Source organism: Enterobacter cloacae complex sp. IR5418 (assembly GCF_049238105.1).
In the GTDB taxonomy this organism is placed as follows: Bacteria; Pseudomonadota; Gammaproteobacteria; order Enterobacterales; family Enterobacteriaceae; genus Enterobacter; species Enterobacter hormaechei.
Window position 1 is genome coordinate 199458 of the sequence record NZ_JBMKHS010000003.1, and the last position, 15707, is coordinate 215164.

The following is a 15707-nucleotide window of genomic DNA, read 5'->3' on the forward strand; positions in this document are numbered from 1 at the left end:
GGCTCCCTTAACGATGACGGAATTCATGGCGTTCAGCGCGTTCGCCAGTGAGCTGGCGCGGCTGATGTTGACGAGTAGCGAGCTGCCGGCTTTGCGCCCCGCGCTGCTGCTGCGCCTGCCAGTTCGCGGAGCGGCTGTCGTTGCCGCTCAGGGCATTGGCCCGATGCAGCCTGGCTGGCTGCTGTACCGTCTGTGAAACCCGCTTCTCCTGTCTGTGTACGGCAGTCTGTTGATGTTCACGCTGCGGCGTACTCGCGCGTTTTACGGTCTGCGGCCTGGTGTCATACCCACGGTAATTATTGCGCTGCGAAATCTGCTTCAGCTGTTGCGTTGAGGCCAGACGCTGAGCATCCCGCGAGCCTGTGTGCGGGAGAGTTTTCCCCGTTGATTTCTCCATCTGGCTGAGCGCGGCCTGGCGCTGGCTGTCGCGATTAACCGGCTTTTGCTGCGTTGCGCTCAGGCCGGTGGCGGTATTTGTGGAGTGGAAACGGTTAGCCAGCTGGTTATTCGGGTATGGAACGCCCTCACGATAGGCCGGATTGTGCTGCCAGGTGCGATTGATATCGGTGAGATGCTGCCCGCTGATTCTGTTGAAGTTATCAACGTTAATATTGATGTTGTTGTCACCGTTGTGGTTATAGCCGCCGCGATTATCCCAGTCATCATGGTGATGATCCCAGTCATCGTCATCATCCCAGTCGATATTGCTGAAGATGGCGTAGGTTGTTGCGACCCCGAGGCTGAAACCTAAACCTTTGACCAGGCTGTCGGTGAATTGCTCGCCGGGGGAGGGCGGCAGATACACTGGGGGGTAAGTGGTGTTGGGCCATGTACCGTAAACCGTATTCGGGTTATAGGTGGGAACGTAAACCACCTGCGGATCGGCGGATTCAATCTTAATGACCGTCGGATTGCTGGTAGTTTCCGATGCCGTTGTTGATGTTGTTTTTGCCGGTGCGGGCTTCGTTACGGTGGTCACCGTCTGCTGCGGGGTGGATTGCAGCGCACCGGTTTGTTGTGCCAGCAGGCGCAAGCGTTGCACCGAATCCATCACGTCCTTCGGCTGTGCGAGAAACGCATCGCCCAGATTTTGTACCCACGGCGGGTTTTCACCCATCAGCGACATCAGCTGAGGGAACGCGACCAGCGATTTTACGCTGGGATCCCAGGGCTGGCTGGCAACGGTCTGAATCGCAGCGTCTCCTTCCATTTTAGGGTTGTCTTTGGACCACTGTGCTGCCTGGATAACGTTAGACGGATAGGTGGACGCCATTAAGATCTGCGACAGCAGGGCATCCGGGTAGAGCGTGATGGGAGCAACCCACTGATCGATTTGCGCCGCAGTATAAGTTGGCGTGACGACTGGGGCGGGCTGTGCCGCAGAAGGCGTAGCCGGTTGTTGTGCAATAGGGGCCGGTGCAACGGGCTCCGTTGCACGGCTTTTGACAAACATCACGCCAGAGGCGGCAAACAGCCCGGCACTGCACAGAAGGACAAGCAAATGTGGCTTAAAGGGCAACTTCATAAAATGACTCCAACGAGACAAGCGCTGTGCCGTGAGGCGTTACGGTTGGCGTGAGTATCAATCACCCGTCTTTTACTGTTTTGACTTTTATTGGGAAGCGTCTGGTACGTCCGGATAAAGAGTGTGTGCATTTATTACACAATTATATGCGATGCGGTAAAAACCGCTGGGGATTCAGAAGGCCGCTCTTGCGAGCGGCCAGCAGCGAGTTGCCGAGGTTAACAACAAACAGCACCGTGATGTCGGATATGTTCCAGCCACCGTGCAGCGCGGTTAGCAGTAAACCGGTCACAACGATCAGCGCAGTGATTCGCATCTCCATTGCGTGCGTTCCTGTACAGGCTACGCGGGTTCATTCTTCACCGGGAAAGGCAGAACCAGGCAAGTTGGTGTTGCCGCGTAGGTTACGGAACTGCTCCCGGGCCCGGTGACTGGTTGCTACACCAGCGAAGCAGGCCGCGGAGAAGAATAGTCAATTCAATGGTTCTGAAGAAGGCAAAAAATGCAATTACATGGGCTTTCATACGGAATGGGAAGGCGCTACGCAAAAGCGTGATAGTGGCTTGCAAGCTAACTGGCGGTGATGCACAATATTTCACGTTGGTGTTGCCGCAAATCTGCCAACCCGGTGTGCTACCACCGCAAGGCAACAAATAAACCGCTATCAGGCGGTTTTTTTGTCCCTGAAATTCGTCTCGTTTCCCCGCTACACCATGCTTAACGATTCAGCAAATTTTTTAATGTTGCTTTTTTGTAAACAGATTAACACTGTGCAGAAATCCTGCTATGCTGCCCGACGCGGTATCGGGCATTTACCCTACAAACTGCTGTCTCACAGGAGCGTGAAGAGAACGCCCGCCGCATATGACAATGAGAGCGAGGAGAACCGTCGTGCTAGAAGAATACCGTAAGCACGTAGCAGAACGTGCCGCCGAGGGAATTGTACCCAAACCTTTAGATGCAACCCAAATGGCCGCGCTCGTCGAGCTGCTGAAGAACCCGCCTGAGGGCGAAGAAGAATTCCTGTTAGATCTGTTGATCAACCGCGTACCGCCTGGCGTAGATGAAGCTGCCTACGTAAAAGCCGGATTCCTTGCTGCTATCGCCAAAGGCGAAGCCACCTCCCCACTGGTTACTCCTGAAAAAGCCATTGAACTGCTCGGCACCATGCAGGGTGGTTACAACATTCATCCGCTGATTGACGCGCTGGATAACGACAAGCTGGCACCGATTGCCGCTAAAGCGCTCTCTTCCACGCTGCTGATGTTCGATAACTTCTATGATGTAGAAGAAAAAGCCAAAGCGGGCAACGTATACGCGAAGCAGGTGATGCAGTCCTGGGCTGATGCTGAATGGTTCCTGAACCGCCCGGCGCTGGCGGAAAAAATCACCGTGACCGTCTTTAAGGTGACCGGTGAAACCAACACCGACGACCTCTCTCCGGCACCGGATGCGTGGTCTCGCCCGGATATCCCTCTGCACGCCCTGGCGATGCTGAAAAACGCCCGTGAAGGCATTGAGCCGGATCAGCCGGGCAGCGTTGGCCCGATCAAACAGATCGAAGCCCTGCAACAAAAAGGCTTCCCGCTGGCTTACGTAGGTGACGTTGTCGGTACTGGCTCTTCCCGTAAGTCTGCCACCAACTCCGTGCTGTGGTTCATGGGCGACGACATTCCACACGTGCCGAACAAGCGCGGCGGCGGTCTGTGCCTCGGCGGTAAAATTGCGCCAATCTTCTTCAACACCATGGAAGATGCGGGCGCGCTGCCGATCGAAGTGGACGTGAGCAACCTGAACATGGGCGACGTGATTGACGTCTACCCGTATAAAGGCGAAGTGCGCAACCACGAAACCAACGAACTGCTGGCAAGCTTCGAGCTGAAAACCGACGTGCTGATCGACGAAGTGCGTGCCGGTGGCCGTATCCCGTTGATCATCGGCCGTGGCCTGACCACCAAAGCGCGTGAAGCGCTGGGCCTGCCACACAGTGACGTGTTCCGTCAGGCGAAAGATGTGGCGGAAAGCAATCGCGGCTTCTCGCTGGCACAGAAAATGGTGGGTCGCGCCTGCGGCGTCGCCGGTATCCGTCCTGGGGCGTACTGCGAACCGAAAATGACCTCCGTGGGATCTCAGGACACCACTGGCCCAATGACCCGTGACGAACTGAAAGACCTGGCGTGCCTGGGCTTCTCGTCTGACCTGGTGATGCAGTCCTTCTGCCACACCGCGGCGTATCCGAAGCCGGTTGACGTCACCACGCACCACACGCTGCCAGACTTCATCATGAACCGTGGCGGCGTATCCCTGCGTCCGGGCGACGGCGTGATCCACTCCTGGCTGAACCGCATGCTGCTGCCGGATACCGTAGGTACCGGCGGTGACTCCCATACCCGTTTCCCGATTGGGATCTCCTTCCCGGCGGGCTCCGGTCTGGTGGCGTTTGCTGCGGCGACTGGCGTGATGCCGCTGGACATGCCGGAATCCGTCCTGGTGCGCTTCAAAGGCAAAATGCAGCCGGGCATTACCCTGCGCGATCTGGTGCACGCGATCCCGCTGTATGCCATCAAACAGGGTCTGCTGACCGTTGAGAAGAAAGGCAAGAAAAACATCTTCTCTGGCCGTATCCTGGAAATTGAAGGTCTGCCGGATCTGAAAGTGGAACAGGCGTTCGAGCTGACCGATGCCTCCGCCGAGCGTTCTGCGGCGGGCTGTACCATCAAGCTGAACAAAGAGCCGATTATTGAGTATCTGACCTCCAACATCGTGCTGCTGAAGTGGATGATTGCGGAAGGCTACGGTGACCGCCGTACGCTGGAGCGTCGTATCCAGGGCATGGAAAAATGGCTGGCGGATCCGCAGCTGCTGGAAGCCGATGCTGACGCAGAGTACGCGGCGGTAATTGAGATCGATCTGGCGGATATCAAAGAGCCAATCCTGTGTGCGCCGAACGATCCGGACGATGCGCGTCTGCTCTCTGACGTGCAGGGCGATAAGATCGACGAAGTGTTCATCGGCTCCTGCATGACCAACATCGGCCACTTCCGTGCTGCCGGTAAGCTGCTGGATACGCACAAAGGCCAGCTGCCGACCCGTCTGTGGGTGGCACCGCCAACCCGTATGGATGCGGCGCAGCTGACGGAAGAGGGTTACTACAGCGTGTTTGGTAAGAGCGGGGCGCGTATCGAAATCCCTGGCTGCTCCCTGTGCATGGGTAACCAGGCGCGCGTGGCCGACGGTGCGACGGTGGTGTCCACTTCTACCCGTAACTTCCCGAACCGTTTAGGTACCGGGGCGAACGTCTACCTGGCCTCTGCGGAGCTGGCAGCGGTTGCGGCGCTGATTGGCAAACTGCCAACGCCGGAAGAGTACCAGACCTTTGTGGCTCAGGTAGATAAGACGGCGGTGGATACCTATCGCTATCTGAACTTCGACCAGCTCTCTCAGTACACCGAGAAGGCCGACGGGGTGATCTTCCAGACCGCGGTATAAAAAACGACCCCTCACCCTAACCCTCTCCCCAAAGGGGAGAGGGGGTTATATTCCCTCTCCCCTTTGGGGAGAGGGGCAGGGTGAGGGGTGATTCTTTTTTTATTTTCATTCCTCCCGCCTCTCCCGCTTTTTTTCTTCCTCTCTGCTGCGATAATTACCCTAATGGCTTTGCAGAGGAAAACGCTATGGATTACGAATTTCTGCGCGACATCACCGGTGTGGTGAAAGTGCGTATGTCGATGGGCCACGAAGCCGTTGGACACTGGTTTAACGAAGAGGTGAAAGAGAACCTCGCGCTGCTGGATGAAGTTGAACAGGCGGCGGAAACGGTGAAAGGCAGTGAACGATCCTGGCAGCGCGCCGGGCATGAGTATACCCTGTGGATGGATGGCGAAGAGGTGATGGTACGCGCCAACCAGCTTGAGTTCTCGGGTGATGAGATGGAAGAGGGGATGAGCTACTACGACGAAGAGAGCCTGTCGCTGTGCGGCGTGGAAGACTTCCTGAGCGTGGTGAACGCCTACCGCGACTTTATGAAACAGAAGTAACTCCCGAAGCGTCCCTGCTCCGGGTCACGTTTACACGGTCGGAATATTGCGGCCGTAGTAGATTTCGCGCATCTCTTTCCAGAGCAGGTCGGTAATGACCTTACGCTCCTCTTCACTTAAATCTTCCGGCCTGGTGTGGAACATATAGTGCTTAAGATCGAACTCTTTAAGCATCATCTTGGTATGGAAGATATTCTCCTGATAGACGTTCACATCCATCATGTCGTACAGCGATTTCATGTCCTCAGACATGAAGTTCTGAATGGAGTTGATCTCATGATCAATGAAGTGCTTCATCCCGTTGATATCACGGGTAAAACCGCGCACGCGATAATCAATAGTGACTATGTCCGATTCCAGCTGGTGGATTAAATAGTTCAGCGCGTTCAGCGGGGAAATCACGCCGCAGGTCGACACTTCAATATCCGCGCGGAAAGTACACAGCCCGCCTTCCGGGTGGCTTTCCGGGTAGGTGTGCACGCAGATATGGCTTTTATCCAGGTGGGCGACAACCACTTCCGGCAGCGGGCCGGGGTGCTCGGTTTTGTCGATAAGCTTCGGATCAACCGGCTCTTCGCTCACCAGAATGGTGACGCTCGCACCCTGAGGTTCATAATCCTGGCGCGCGATATTCAGGATGTTCGCGCCGATAATTGAGCAGGTCTCTGACAGGATCTCGGTCAGACGGTTGGCGTTGTAGAGTTCATCGATATAGGCGATGTAACCATCGCGCTCTTCTGCTGTTTTGGCGTAGCAGATATCGTAAATACAAAAACTCAGGCTTTTGGTCAGATTGTTAAAGCCATGCAGTTTAAGCTTTTTCAATTAGTTCACCTCCTTTGAGGACAGCGCGTCTTGCAGATATTGAGGCAACGCGAAGGCTGCGGTGTGGATCGCCGGATTGTAGTACCGGCACTGAAGCCCGGCCTGATGGAAGCGGGCCTGGATAATTTCGGCGGAGAGATGGCGCAGAACGTCATTATCCGTCGCCCAGGCAAAGGTCATGATCCCGCCGTAGTACGTGGGGATCGCCGCCTGATAGAAGCTGACGTCAGTAAAATAGGTGCTCAGCTTACGGTGGCTATCAAGCGCTTCATCCTGTTGCAGGAAGCAGACACCGTTTTGCGCCACAAAAATCCCGCCTGGATTTAGGCAGCGCTTGCAGCCTTCGTAAAACGACGAGGTAAACAGCGACGCGCCCGGACCGATAGGGTCGGTACAGTCAGAGATAATGACATCAAACGTTTGCGTGGTCTGGTTAACAAAATTAACGCCATCGTCGATAACCAGATTAAAACGCGGATCGTCATAGCTGCCGGCATTGTGGTTGGGCAGATACTGGCGGCAGAATGACACCACCCCGGCATCGATTTCCACCATGGTGATGGTTTCGACATTCTGATGGCGGGAGACTTCACGCAGCATCGCGCCGTCGCCGCCACCGATAATCAGCACGTGCTTCGCGTGGCCGTGGGCCAGCAGCGGAACGTGGGTCATCATTTCATGATAGATAAACTCGTCGCGCTCGGTGGTTTGCACCACGCCGTCCAGCGCCATTACGCGGCCAAAGGCAGCGTTTTCGAAGATGATCAAATCCTGATGATCGGTTTTTTCATGATAAAGCACGTTATCCACGGCAAAATACTGACCAAACTGGTCATGCAGCGTTTCTTGCCATACCGTTTTATCGGTCATGGGGAGCACCTCCTTCATTAACATCCATTACATCCGGCAGATGGGCGCAACACAAAACCGCCGTGAAGCGGTTAGCGGGTCAACAAGGGGCGTCGGGAAGGTTACTTCACGTAGGCGAGCAGGCTGAGTGAATCGCGAGCCAGCGCTTTGCATTTTTTAGCAGTGGGAATTCCAATACCGCTTAAATCACGGTAGCTGTCTTCACCGAGCGCCTTCATGTCGAAGCTGTCGTAGTTGCTGAGGTCCCATTGGTTCTGCTGGGCAAAAAAGACCAGTGCGCGACGAATTTGCCCATTGGGTAAATTCTGGTAACCACAATCGTTCTTCAGAAAAACAAAAACTGCCGTTAAATCGGCCATATCTTCCGCTTCGTTTTCACTTAGCGCATAACTGTTCGCACACATCGCCATCAGGCTGGCGAACAAAATTGTTCTGAAAAACGTCTTCATTGCCTTTACCACTGCATCACGGAAAATTAACGTTAGCATACTTGATGCCAGGCCGACGATCTTTATTATTGCCGCCGTGCTTGACCTTCCGGTAAGGGGAGGGTTTATGCTCAAAAGATCGCCTGCTGGAAATAAGGAAATGCACATGCAACGTCGTGATTTTTTGAAATATTCTGCCGCGCTGGGGGTTGCCAGCGCGTTACCACTCTGGAGCCGCGCCGTTTTTGCCGCCGACAGACCGGCTTTACCCATTCCTGAATTACTCGCCGCAGATGCCCGCAGCCGCATTCAGCTTGTGGTGCAGGCCGGTAAAACCACGTTTGGTCAGCACGCTGCGACAACGTGGGGTTATAACGGTAACCTGCTCGGCCCGGCGTTGCAGTTACGCAAAGGGAAGGCGGTGACGGTAGACATTCATAACACGCTTGCGGAAGAGACCACGCTGCACTGGCATGGTCTGGAAGTCCCGGGCGAAGTGGATGGGGGGCCTCAGGGCATCATCAAGCCTGGCGGTAAACGCAGCGTAACCTTTACCCCTGACCAGCGTGCGGCGACCTGCTGGTTCCACCCGCATCAACATGGCAAAACGGGCCATCAGGTCGCGATGGGGCTGGCCGGTCTGGTGCTGATTGAAGACGATGAAAGCCGCCTGCTGCGCCTGCCGAAACAGTGGGGAATCGACGATATCCCGGTGATTGTGCAGGACAAAAAATTCGGCGCTGACGGGCAAATTGACTATCAGCTGGACGTTATGAGCGCGGCGGTGGGCTGGTTTGGCGATACGCTACTGACCAACGGCGCGATCTACCCGCAGCATGCCGCGCCAAAAGGCTGGCTGCGCTTACGCCTGCTTAACGGCTGTAATGCCCGCTCGCTGAACTTTGCCACCAGCGATAAACGCCCGCTTTACGTGGTGGCAAGCGACGGCGGTCTGCTGCCGGAGCCGGTAAAAGTGAGCGAGCTGCCGATGCTGATGGGCGAGCGCTTCGAGGTGCTGGTGGACATCAGTGACGGCAAAGCGTTTGACCTGGTGACCCTGCCGGTCAGCCAGATGGGGATGGCCGTTGCGCCGTTTGATAAACCGCATCCGGTGTTGCGCATTCAGCCGCTACAGATCACCGCCTCTTGTACGCTGCCGGACACCCTCACCACGCTGCCAGCACGCCCGTCGCTGGATGGGCTTACGCAGCGTAAACTTCAGCTCTCCATGGATCCTATGCTCGACATGATGGGCATGCAGGCACTGATGAAGAAGTACGGCAATCAGGCCATGGCGGGAATGCACCACGGACAGATGATGGGCCATATGAATATGGACCACGGCAAAATGGGCGGCATGGATCACGGCGGTCATGGGTTTGATTTCCACAATGCCAACCGCATCAACGGTAAAGCGTTTGATATGACTACCCCGATGTTTGCCGCCACGAAGGGGCAGTTCGAGCGCTGGGTGATTTCAGGCGAAGGCGACATGATGCTGCACCCGTTCCATATCCACGGCACGCAGTTCCGCATTCTTTCTGAAAACGGTAAAGCGCCGGACGCGCATCGCGTAGGCTGGAAAGATACGGTGAGGGTGGAAGGCGGCGTCAGCGAGGTGCTGGTGAAGTTCGACCACGAGGCGCCGAAAGAGTTTGCCTATATGGCCCACTGTCATCTGCTGGAGCACGAAGATACGGGGATGATGCTGGGCTTTACCGTATAAAAAAGCCGGGTGGCGGCTTCGCCTTACCCGGCCTGCATAGGGCACCTGTAGGCCCGGTAAGCGTTAGCGCCACCGGGCTTTTCAGTTACTTGTTTTCGTCAGGTAACGCATACGCGACAATATAGTCGCCCATCTTCGTGCCAAACGAACCGTGACCACCCGCAGAGATGACAACGTACTGCTTGCCATTCACTTCATAGGTCATCGGCGTTGCCTGTCCACCGGCAGGCAGACGGCCTTGCCACAGCTTCTCACCGTTGGTCATGTTGTACGCGCGCAGGTAGTTATCTGCGGTTGCCGCGATGAACAGCACGTTACCGGCGGTGGAGATTGGGCCACCCAGCATTGGCATACCCATATTGAACGGCACCGGAACCGGCATCGGGAACGGCATGCTGTCCTGTGGCGTACCAATACGTTTCTTCCAGACGATCTTGTTGGTCTTCAGATCCAGACCGGAGATATAACCCCAGGCAGGCTGTTTACACGGCAGGCCGAACGGAGAGAGGAACGGATTCAGGGTCACGCCGTAAGGCACGCCATACTGCGGCTGGATACCGGCTTCGGTACCGCTGCCTTTCGCGTCTTTCGGCTGCTCCATTGGGTTACCCGGACCGCGTGGGATCAGACGGGACACGAACGGCAGCGCCATTGGGTTAGCGATGGCGACCTGACGGTTAGGGTCAACGGAGATCCCACCCCATTCGAACATCCCCAGGTTACCCGGGAAGACCAGCGTACCCTGCTCTGATGGCGGAGTGAAAATCCCTTCGTAGCGCAGCTGGTGGAACATCACGCGGCACACCAGCTGGTCAAACATGGTGGCACCCCACATGTCTGCGCCGCTGAGATCTTTCTTCGGACGGAAGCTCAGGTCAGAGAACGGCTGCGTTTTGCTGACGTAGTCGCCTTTGGCCGCGCCCTGCGGAACCGGTTTTTCCGGCGCTGGAACAACCAGCTTACCGTTGCTGCGATCAAGAACGAAGATGTTGCCGGTTTTCGCCGGGGCGTAAATCACCGGAACGGTTTTGCCGTTGACGGTAATGTCCGCCAGCGTCGGCTGGGACGGCATATCCATATCCCACAGATCGTGGTGAACGGTCTGGTAGCTCCATGCCAGTTTACCGGTCGTTGCGTTCAGCGCCACGATGGCGCTGGCGTAACGTTCCTGCTCTGGCGTACGGTTACCGCCCCAGATATCCGGCGTGGTCACGCCCATCGGCAGGTAAACCAGGTCCAGCTTCGCGTCATACGCGGCAGGTGCCCAGGAGTTCGGCGAGTTGAAGGTAAAGGTGTGTTCATCCGATGGGATCGCGTTGGGATCTTTCGCGCCCGGGTCGAAGGCCCACAGCAGTTTACCGGTGTTCACGTCGAAACCACGGATAACGCCGGAGGTTTCACGGGTAGAGAAGTTATCCGTTACCGAACCGGCAATCACGATGGTTTTATCGGTGATGATTGGCGGGGAGGTCGGCTCATACAGACCCGGCGTGGTGTCCGGCATGTTGGTCTGAAGATTCAGGATGCCTTTGTTGGCGAAGGTTTCGCACAGCTTGCCGGTCTCCGCGTTGATGGCAAACAGGCGACCATCGTTCACTGGCAGCATAATGCGGCGAGGGCAGTCGGCAATGACGTCCGGGCTGGCATTATCGGCACGCGCTTCGTGGTAAGAGACGCCACGGCAGGTGATGTGCTGGAACGATGGGTTAGAGTTCAGCTGTGGATCAAAGTGCCATTTCTCTTTACCGGTGGCCGCGTCGAGCGCGAACAGACGCTGGTGCGCCGTACACAGGTAGAGCATGTTGCCCACTTTAATCGGGGTCACTTCGTTGGTCAGCTCACCCGGATCGTTTGGCATCTTCAGGTCGCCGGTACGGAATACCCAGGCTTCTTTCAGGTTTTTCACGTTGTCCGCGTTGATCTGCTTCAGCGGCGAGTAACGTTGACCTTCCTGATTACGACCATAGGCTGGCCAGTCGCCGTCAGCCACCTGCGAGATAGCCGCAGCTGGCGTGGCTTCTGTGTTCAGCGTACCGTGGATCTCCTGTGGATCGTTGAATCCGGCCCAGGTCAGGATGCCGCCGCTAATCAGCAGGGCAACGAGCAGACCGGCCACGGCACCGCTGGAAGGGACGATCAGACGACGCCAGACAAACGGCAGGATCAGCCAGATACCGAAGAAGACCAGAATGTCGCTGCGCGGCGTCAATGCCCAGAAGTCGAACCCGACTTCCCAGACGCCCCAGATCATGGTTGCGAGCAGTAACGCTGCGTACAGCCACAAAGCAGATTGTTTTCTGCGTAAGAGCAGGATGGTTACGCCAACCATAACCAGACCCGCAATCGGGTAGTACCAGGAGCCGCCAATAGCGACCAGCCATACGCCACCGATTAACAAATACAGCGCGCAGAATGCGGCAAACGCGGCTGTTAATGTCACCAGTAGACGCGGCTGTTTAGTTTTTGTTTCAGCCATAGAAAAGTACTCGTCAGTTTTGTTAATTATTTGCTAGCAATTAATTATAGGTATTAACAACTGTGATCGGAATCACAAATATTGCTTTTATAACTCATACGCCAGGGTTATCCATTTGCTGGTATAATGGCTGGCTTGCGTATCGATGCCGGAGCGAGAGTCATCCGCATTGAGAGATTTTCACTAAAATCATTTGGTTAGTAATATGAAACATACTGTTGAAGTGATGATCCCGGAAGCCGAGATCAAAGCGCGTATCGCCGAACTGGGTCGTCAAATCACCGAACATTACAAGGACAGCGGCAGCGAGATGGTGCTGGTCGGTCTGTTGCGTGGCTCTTTCATGTTCATGGCAGACCTGTGCCGTGAGGTGCAGGTGCCACACGAGGTCGATTTTATGACCGCCTCCAGCTACGGCAGCGGCATGTCCACAACCCGTGATGTGAAAATCCTGAAAGATCTGGATGAAGATATTCGTGGCAAAGATGTGTTGATCGTTGAGGACATCATCGACTCCGGCAACACTCTCTCAAAAGTGCGTGAGATCCTGAGCCTGCGTGAACCAAAATCACTGGCGATTTGTACCCTGCTGGATAAGCCTGAGCGCCGTGAAGTGCAGGTGCCGGTGGAGTTCGTGGGTTTCTCCATCCCGGACGAATTCGTGGTGGGTTACGGCATTGATTACGCGCAACGTTATCGTCATTTGCCGTATGTTGGGAAAGTAGTGATTCTGGACGAATAATTGCGGGCTGATGCCCTCACCCCAGCCCTCTCCCACTGGGAGAGGGTGAAAACCCCCGGCTTTGTTATCTATGGTTAACGTGTTTAAGCTTGAGGTTGGCAATTCCCGAGCGGTAACGCTGTTCCAGCGTTTCGCGGTTGGTGGCAGTCACTTCCAGATTGCGCAGCAGGCCGTCGTGAATACCGTACGCCCAGCCGTGGATAGAGACCTTTTGCCCGCGTTTCCATGCCGACTGCATAATGGTAGAGTGGCCCAGGTTATACACCTGCTCCATCACATTCAGCTCACACAGCGTGTCGAGACGGCGCTCCTGCGGCATTTCGCCCAGCAGTGAGCTATGTTTGAACCAGATATCACGGATGTGCAGCAGCCAGTTATCGATTAACCCCAGCTCTGTATTTTCGACCGCCGCCTGTACGCCGCCGCAGCCGTAGTGGCCACAAATAATGATGTGCTCAACCTCCAGAACGTCAACGGCATACTGAACAACCGAAAGGCAGTTGAGATCGGTATGAATAACCAGGTTAGCCACATTGCGGTGAACAAACAGTTCGCCCGGTTCAAGACCGGTCAGACGTTCGGCGGGGACGCGGCTGTCGGAACATCCAATCCAGAGAAAGCGCGGATTCTGCGCCTGTGCGAGTTTTCCAAAAAATCCGGGGTCTTCCTCCACCAGCATTTTTGACCATAGTGCATTGTTGCTGATGAGTGTATCTATGTCGTTCATGGAGGTTAGCGACCTGTAACCAAGTGATTGCGTTGCGCTACTATAGGGTAACCCGACTTTTAATGAAACTACACAACGTGTGTCAGAACTTAAGGTAAGTTGAATTCATGGCGATTGCACTGGAGCTTGAACAGCTCAAAAAAACCTACCCGGGGGGCGTTCAGGCGCTGCGCGGGATAGATCTTAAAGTCGAAGCGGGAGATTTCTACGCGCTTCTGGGGCCGAACGGGGCGGGGAAATCCACCACCATCGGGATCATTAGCTCGCTGGTCAACAAAACCTCGGGCCGCGTCAGCGTGTTTGGCTACGATCTGCAAAAAGATGTGGTGAACGCCAAGCGCCAGCTGGGGCTGGTGCCGCAGGAGTTCAACTTCAACCCGTTCGAGACGGTGCAGCAGATTGTTGTTAACCAGGCGGGTTACTATGGCGTTGAGCGCAAAGAGGCGCTTGAGCGCAGCGAAAAGTACCTGAAACAGCTCGACCTGTGGGAAAAACGTAACGAGCGTGCGCGGATGTTATCCGGGGGGATGAAACGCCGCCTGATGATTGCCCGTGCGCTGATGCATGAGCCAAAGCTGCTCATCCTCGATGAACCGACCGCGGGCGTGGATATTGAACTGCGTCGTTCCATGTGGGGCTTCCTGAAGGATCTGAATGATAAAGGGACGACAATCATTCTGACCACGCACTACCTGGAAGAGGCGGAAATGCTGTGCCGCAATATCGGCATCATTCAGCATGGTGAGCTGGTGGAAAACACCTCGATGAAAAATCTGCTCTCGAAGCTGAAATCAGAGACCTTTATCCTCGATCTGGCGGCGAAAAGCGCCCTGCCGAAGCTGGAGGGGTATAACTATCGCCTGGTCGATACCTCGACGCTGGAAGTGGAAGTGCTGCGCGAGCAGGGGATCAACAGCGTGTTTTCTCAGCTGAGCGCGCAGGGCATTCAGGTATTAAGTATGCGTAACAAAGCGAACCGACTGGAAGAGCTGTTTGTCTCTCTGGTGCACGATAAACAAGGAGACAAGGCATGACGCATCTTTACTGGGTCGCGCTGAAAAGCATCTGGGCGAAAGAGATTAACCGCTTTATGCGCATCTGGGTGCAAACCCTGGTGCCGCCGGTGATCACCATGACGCTCTATTTCATCATTTTCGGTAATCTGATTGGTTCCCGCATCGGTGAGATGCACGGTTTCACCTATATGCAGTTTATCGTGCCGGGCCTGATCATGATGGCGGTGATCACCAATGCCTATGCTAACGTGGCCTCGTCGTTCTTCAGCGCCAAGTTCCAGCGCAACATTGAAGAGCTGCTGGTGGCGCCAGTGCCGACGCACGTCATCATCGCCGGTTACGTGGGCGGCGGCGTGGCGCGCGGTCTCTGCGTGGGGATCCTGGTGACGGCGATTTCGCTGTTCTTCGTCCCGTTCCAGGTGCATTCGTGGCTGTTCGTGGCGCTTACATTATTGCTGACGGCGATCCTGTTCTCACTGGCCGGTCTGCTGAATGCGGTGTTCGCCAAAACGTTCGATGACATCAGCCTGATCCCGACCTTCGTGCTGACGCCGCTGACCTATCTGGGCGGGGTGTTTTACTCCCTGACGCTGCTGCCGCCGTTCTGGCAGGCGCTGTCGCACCTGAACCCCATTGTCTATATGATCAGCGGTTTCCGCTTTGGTTTCCTCGGCATTACCGATGTCCCGCTGTTCACCACCGTTGTGGTGCTGGCGGTATTTATCGTGGCGTTCTATCTGCTGTGCTGGTATCTGATCCAGCGTGGACGTGGGCTGCGTAGCTAAACTTCAGCCCGGCGACGTTCTGTCTGCCGGGCACTTTCTTTGACAGTTATCACCGTAAACTAACCTTCACCCGGGTAAACTACTCGCCTGCTAAGGAGAGACGTTATGCTGGGATGGGTTATCACCTGCCACGATGAAGAGGCACAGGAAATGTTCCTGAAGCTGGAGGCCAAGTTTGGCCCTCTGGCGCAATGTCGTGCGGTAAATTACTGGCGAGGACTGAGTACCAATATGCTCAGCCGGATGATGTGCGACGCGCTGCATGAAATCGACACCGGCGACGGCGTGATTTTTCTTACCGACAGATCGGGCGCGGCGCCTTACCGTTCAGCGGCGTTAATGAGCCATAAGCACGATAACTGCGAAGTGATCTCCGGTATCAGCCTGCCATTACTTGAAGCGATGTATCCGCTGCGGACAACGTTAAGCAGCGCTGAGTTTCGTCACGCCATTGTGGCGCAGGGTGCGCCGGGCGTGAGCAGCCTGTGGCACCAGCAGCAGAAGAACCCGCCTTTCGTCCTGCTTCACGATCTGTATAAGCATTAAACAT

The 15707-nt window shown here is 55.6% G+C and carries 14 protein-coding genes; 7 read left to right on the plus strand and 7 right to left on the minus strand.

The window, feature by feature from the left end:
- Positions 1 to 7: 7 nt before the first annotated feature.
- Entirely contained in the window at positions 8 to 1525 is a 1518-nt protein-coding gene (locus ACOTX7_RS04220; RefSeq protein WP_421626050.1) for a DUF3300 domain-containing protein, read from the minus strand.
- Positions 1526 to 1667: 142 nt separating this feature from the next.
- Positions 1668 to 1847, minus strand: coding sequence for a hypothetical protein (locus ACOTX7_RS04225; protein WP_213826302.1), 180 nt, complete (start codon positions 1845 to 1847; stop codon positions 1668 to 1670).
- Between the two features lie 569 nt (positions 1848 to 2416).
- Here ACOTX7_RS04225 and acnB point away from each other — a divergent pair.
- Both acnB and yacL read left to right on the plus strand, forming a co-directional pair.
- Positions 2417 to 5014: a bifunctional aconitate hydratase 2/2-methylisocitrate dehydratase gene (gene acnB, locus ACOTX7_RS04230; RefSeq protein ID WP_048339481.1), complete on the plus strand. Its 2598-nt coding sequence runs from the start codon at positions 2417 to 2419 to the stop codon at positions 5012 to 5014.
- 185 nt (positions 5015 to 5199) lie between these two features.
- On the plus strand, positions 5200 to 5562 hold the full coding sequence (gene yacL / locus ACOTX7_RS04235) for a protein YacL (RefSeq protein ID WP_003856309.1): 363 nt from the start codon (positions 5200 to 5202) through the stop codon (positions 5560 to 5562).
- Positions 5563 to 5592: 30 nt separating this feature from the next.
- On the opposite strand, the gene speD is transcribed toward yacL, so the two are convergent.
- From speD to ACOTX7_RS04250, 3 genes are all read right to left on the minus strand, one after another.
- On the minus strand, positions 5593 to 6387 hold the full coding sequence (gene speD, locus ACOTX7_RS04240; protein WP_006810084.1) for an adenosylmethionine decarboxylase: 795 nt from the start codon (positions 6385 to 6387) through the stop codon (positions 5593 to 5595).
- Entirely contained in the window at positions 6388 to 7257 is an 870-nt protein-coding gene (gene speE, locus ACOTX7_RS04245; RefSeq protein ID WP_221256929.1) for a polyamine aminopropyltransferase, read from the minus strand.
- A 101-nt stretch (positions 7258 to 7358) separates the two neighbouring features.
- A complete protein-coding gene (locus ACOTX7_RS04250) occupies positions 7359 to 7706 on the minus strand; it encodes a YacC family pilotin-like protein (protein ID WP_003856306.1) in 348 nt (115 codons plus the stop codon).
- 145 nt (positions 7707 to 7851) lie between these two features.
- On the opposite strand from ACOTX7_RS04250, the gene cueO reads away from it, so the two are divergent.
- Positions 7852 to 9411 carry a multicopper oxidase CueO gene (gene cueO, locus ACOTX7_RS04255; protein WP_221256930.1) on the plus strand — a complete coding sequence of 520 codons (1560 nt, stop codon included), beginning with the start codon at positions 7852 to 7854 and terminating at the stop codon, positions 9409 to 9411.
- Between the two features lie 85 nt (positions 9412 to 9496).
- Here the strand turns inward: cueO and ACOTX7_RS04260 are convergent, their stop codons facing one another.
- Positions 9497 to 11887 (minus strand): glucose/quinate/shikimate family membrane-bound PQQ-dependent dehydrogenase, encoded by a 2391-nt coding sequence (locus ACOTX7_RS04260; protein WP_006810080.1) that lies wholly within the window; start codon positions 11885 to 11887, stop codon positions 9497 to 9499.
- 205 nt (positions 11888 to 12092) lie between these two features.
- On the opposite strand from ACOTX7_RS04260, the gene hpt reads away from it, so the two are divergent.
- Entirely contained in the window at positions 12093 to 12629 is a 537-nt protein-coding gene (hpt, locus tag ACOTX7_RS04265; protein WP_003856303.1) for a hypoxanthine phosphoribosyltransferase, read from the plus strand.
- Positions 12630 to 12693: 64 nt separating this feature from the next.
- Here hpt and can read toward each other — a convergent pair whose 3' ends face one another.
- Positions 12694 to 13356, minus strand: coding sequence for a carbonate dehydratase (can, locus tag ACOTX7_RS04270; protein ID WP_221256931.1), 663 nt, complete (start codon positions 13354 to 13356; stop codon positions 12694 to 12696).
- A 107-nt stretch (positions 13357 to 13463) separates the two neighbouring features.
- Between can and ACOTX7_RS04275 the strand changes: the two genes are divergently transcribed.
- The 3 genes from ACOTX7_RS04275 to ACOTX7_RS04285 all read left to right on the plus strand — a co-directional run bounded on the left by ACOTX7_RS04275 (position 13464) and on the right by ACOTX7_RS04285 (position 15703).
- The gene (locus tag ACOTX7_RS04275) at positions 13464 to 14390 is read left to right on the plus strand and encodes an ABC transporter ATP-binding protein (RefSeq protein WP_003856300.1); all 927 of its coding nucleotides are present in this window, start codon (positions 13464 to 13466) and stop codon (positions 14388 to 14390) included.
- On the plus strand, positions 14387 to 15157 hold the full coding sequence (locus tag ACOTX7_RS04280; protein ID WP_006810078.1) for an ABC transporter permease: 771 nt from the start codon (positions 14387 to 14389) through the stop codon (positions 15155 to 15157). Before ACOTX7_RS04275 ends, ACOTX7_RS04280 begins: the two co-directional genes overlap by 4 nt.
- A 105-nt stretch (positions 15158 to 15262) precedes the next feature.
- A complete protein-coding gene (locus ACOTX7_RS04285) occupies positions 15263 to 15703 on the plus strand; it encodes a PTS sugar transporter subunit IIA (protein WP_221256932.1) in 441 nt (146 codons plus the stop codon).
- Positions 15704 to 15707 lie beyond the last annotated feature (4 nt).

Excerpts from the sequence above, each read along its gene's own strand:
- ACOTX7_RS04225 (WP_213826302.1), bottom strand. The coding sequence starts at position 1,847 with ATGGAGATGCGAATCACTGCGCTGATCGTTGTGACCGGTTTACTGCTA.
- can (WP_221256931.1), bottom strand. The coding sequence starts at position 13,356 with ATGAACGACATAGATACACTCATCAGCAACAATGCACTATGGTCAAAA.
- ACOTX7_RS04280 (WP_006810078.1), top strand. The coding sequence starts at position 14,387 with ATGACGCATCTTTACTGGGTCGCGCTGAAAAGCATCTGGGCGAAAGAG.
- hpt (WP_003856303.1), top strand. The coding sequence starts at position 12,093 with ATGAAACATACTGTTGAAGTGATGATCCCGGAAGCCGAGATCAAAGCG.
- ACOTX7_RS04250 (WP_003856306.1), bottom strand. The coding sequence starts at position 7,706 with ATGAAGACGTTTTTCAGAACAATTTTGTTCGCCAGCCTGATGGCGATG.
- speE (WP_221256929.1), bottom strand. The coding sequence starts at position 7,257 with ATGACCGATAAAACGGTATGGCAAGAAACGCTGCATGACCAGTTTGGT.
- ACOTX7_RS04260 (WP_006810080.1), bottom strand. The coding sequence starts at position 11,887 with ATGGCTGAAACAAAAACTAAACAGCCGCGTCTACTGGTGACATTAACA.
- cueO (WP_221256930.1), top strand. The coding sequence starts at position 7,852 with ATGCAACGTCGTGATTTTTTGAAATATTCTGCCGCGCTGGGGGTTGCC.
- ACOTX7_RS04220 (WP_421626050.1), bottom strand. The coding sequence starts at position 1,525 with ATGAAGTTGCCCTTTAAGCCACATTTGCTTGTCCTTCTGTGCAGTGCC.
- ACOTX7_RS04275 (WP_003856300.1), top strand. The coding sequence starts at position 13,464 with ATGGCGATTGCACTGGAGCTTGAACAGCTCAAAAAAACCTACCCGGGG.
- ACOTX7_RS04285 (WP_221256932.1), top strand. The coding sequence starts at position 15,263 with ATGCTGGGATGGGTTATCACCTGCCACGATGAAGAGGCACAGGAAATG.
- yacL (WP_003856309.1), top strand. The coding sequence starts at position 5,200 with ATGGATTACGAATTTCTGCGCGACATCACCGGTGTGGTGAAAGTGCGT.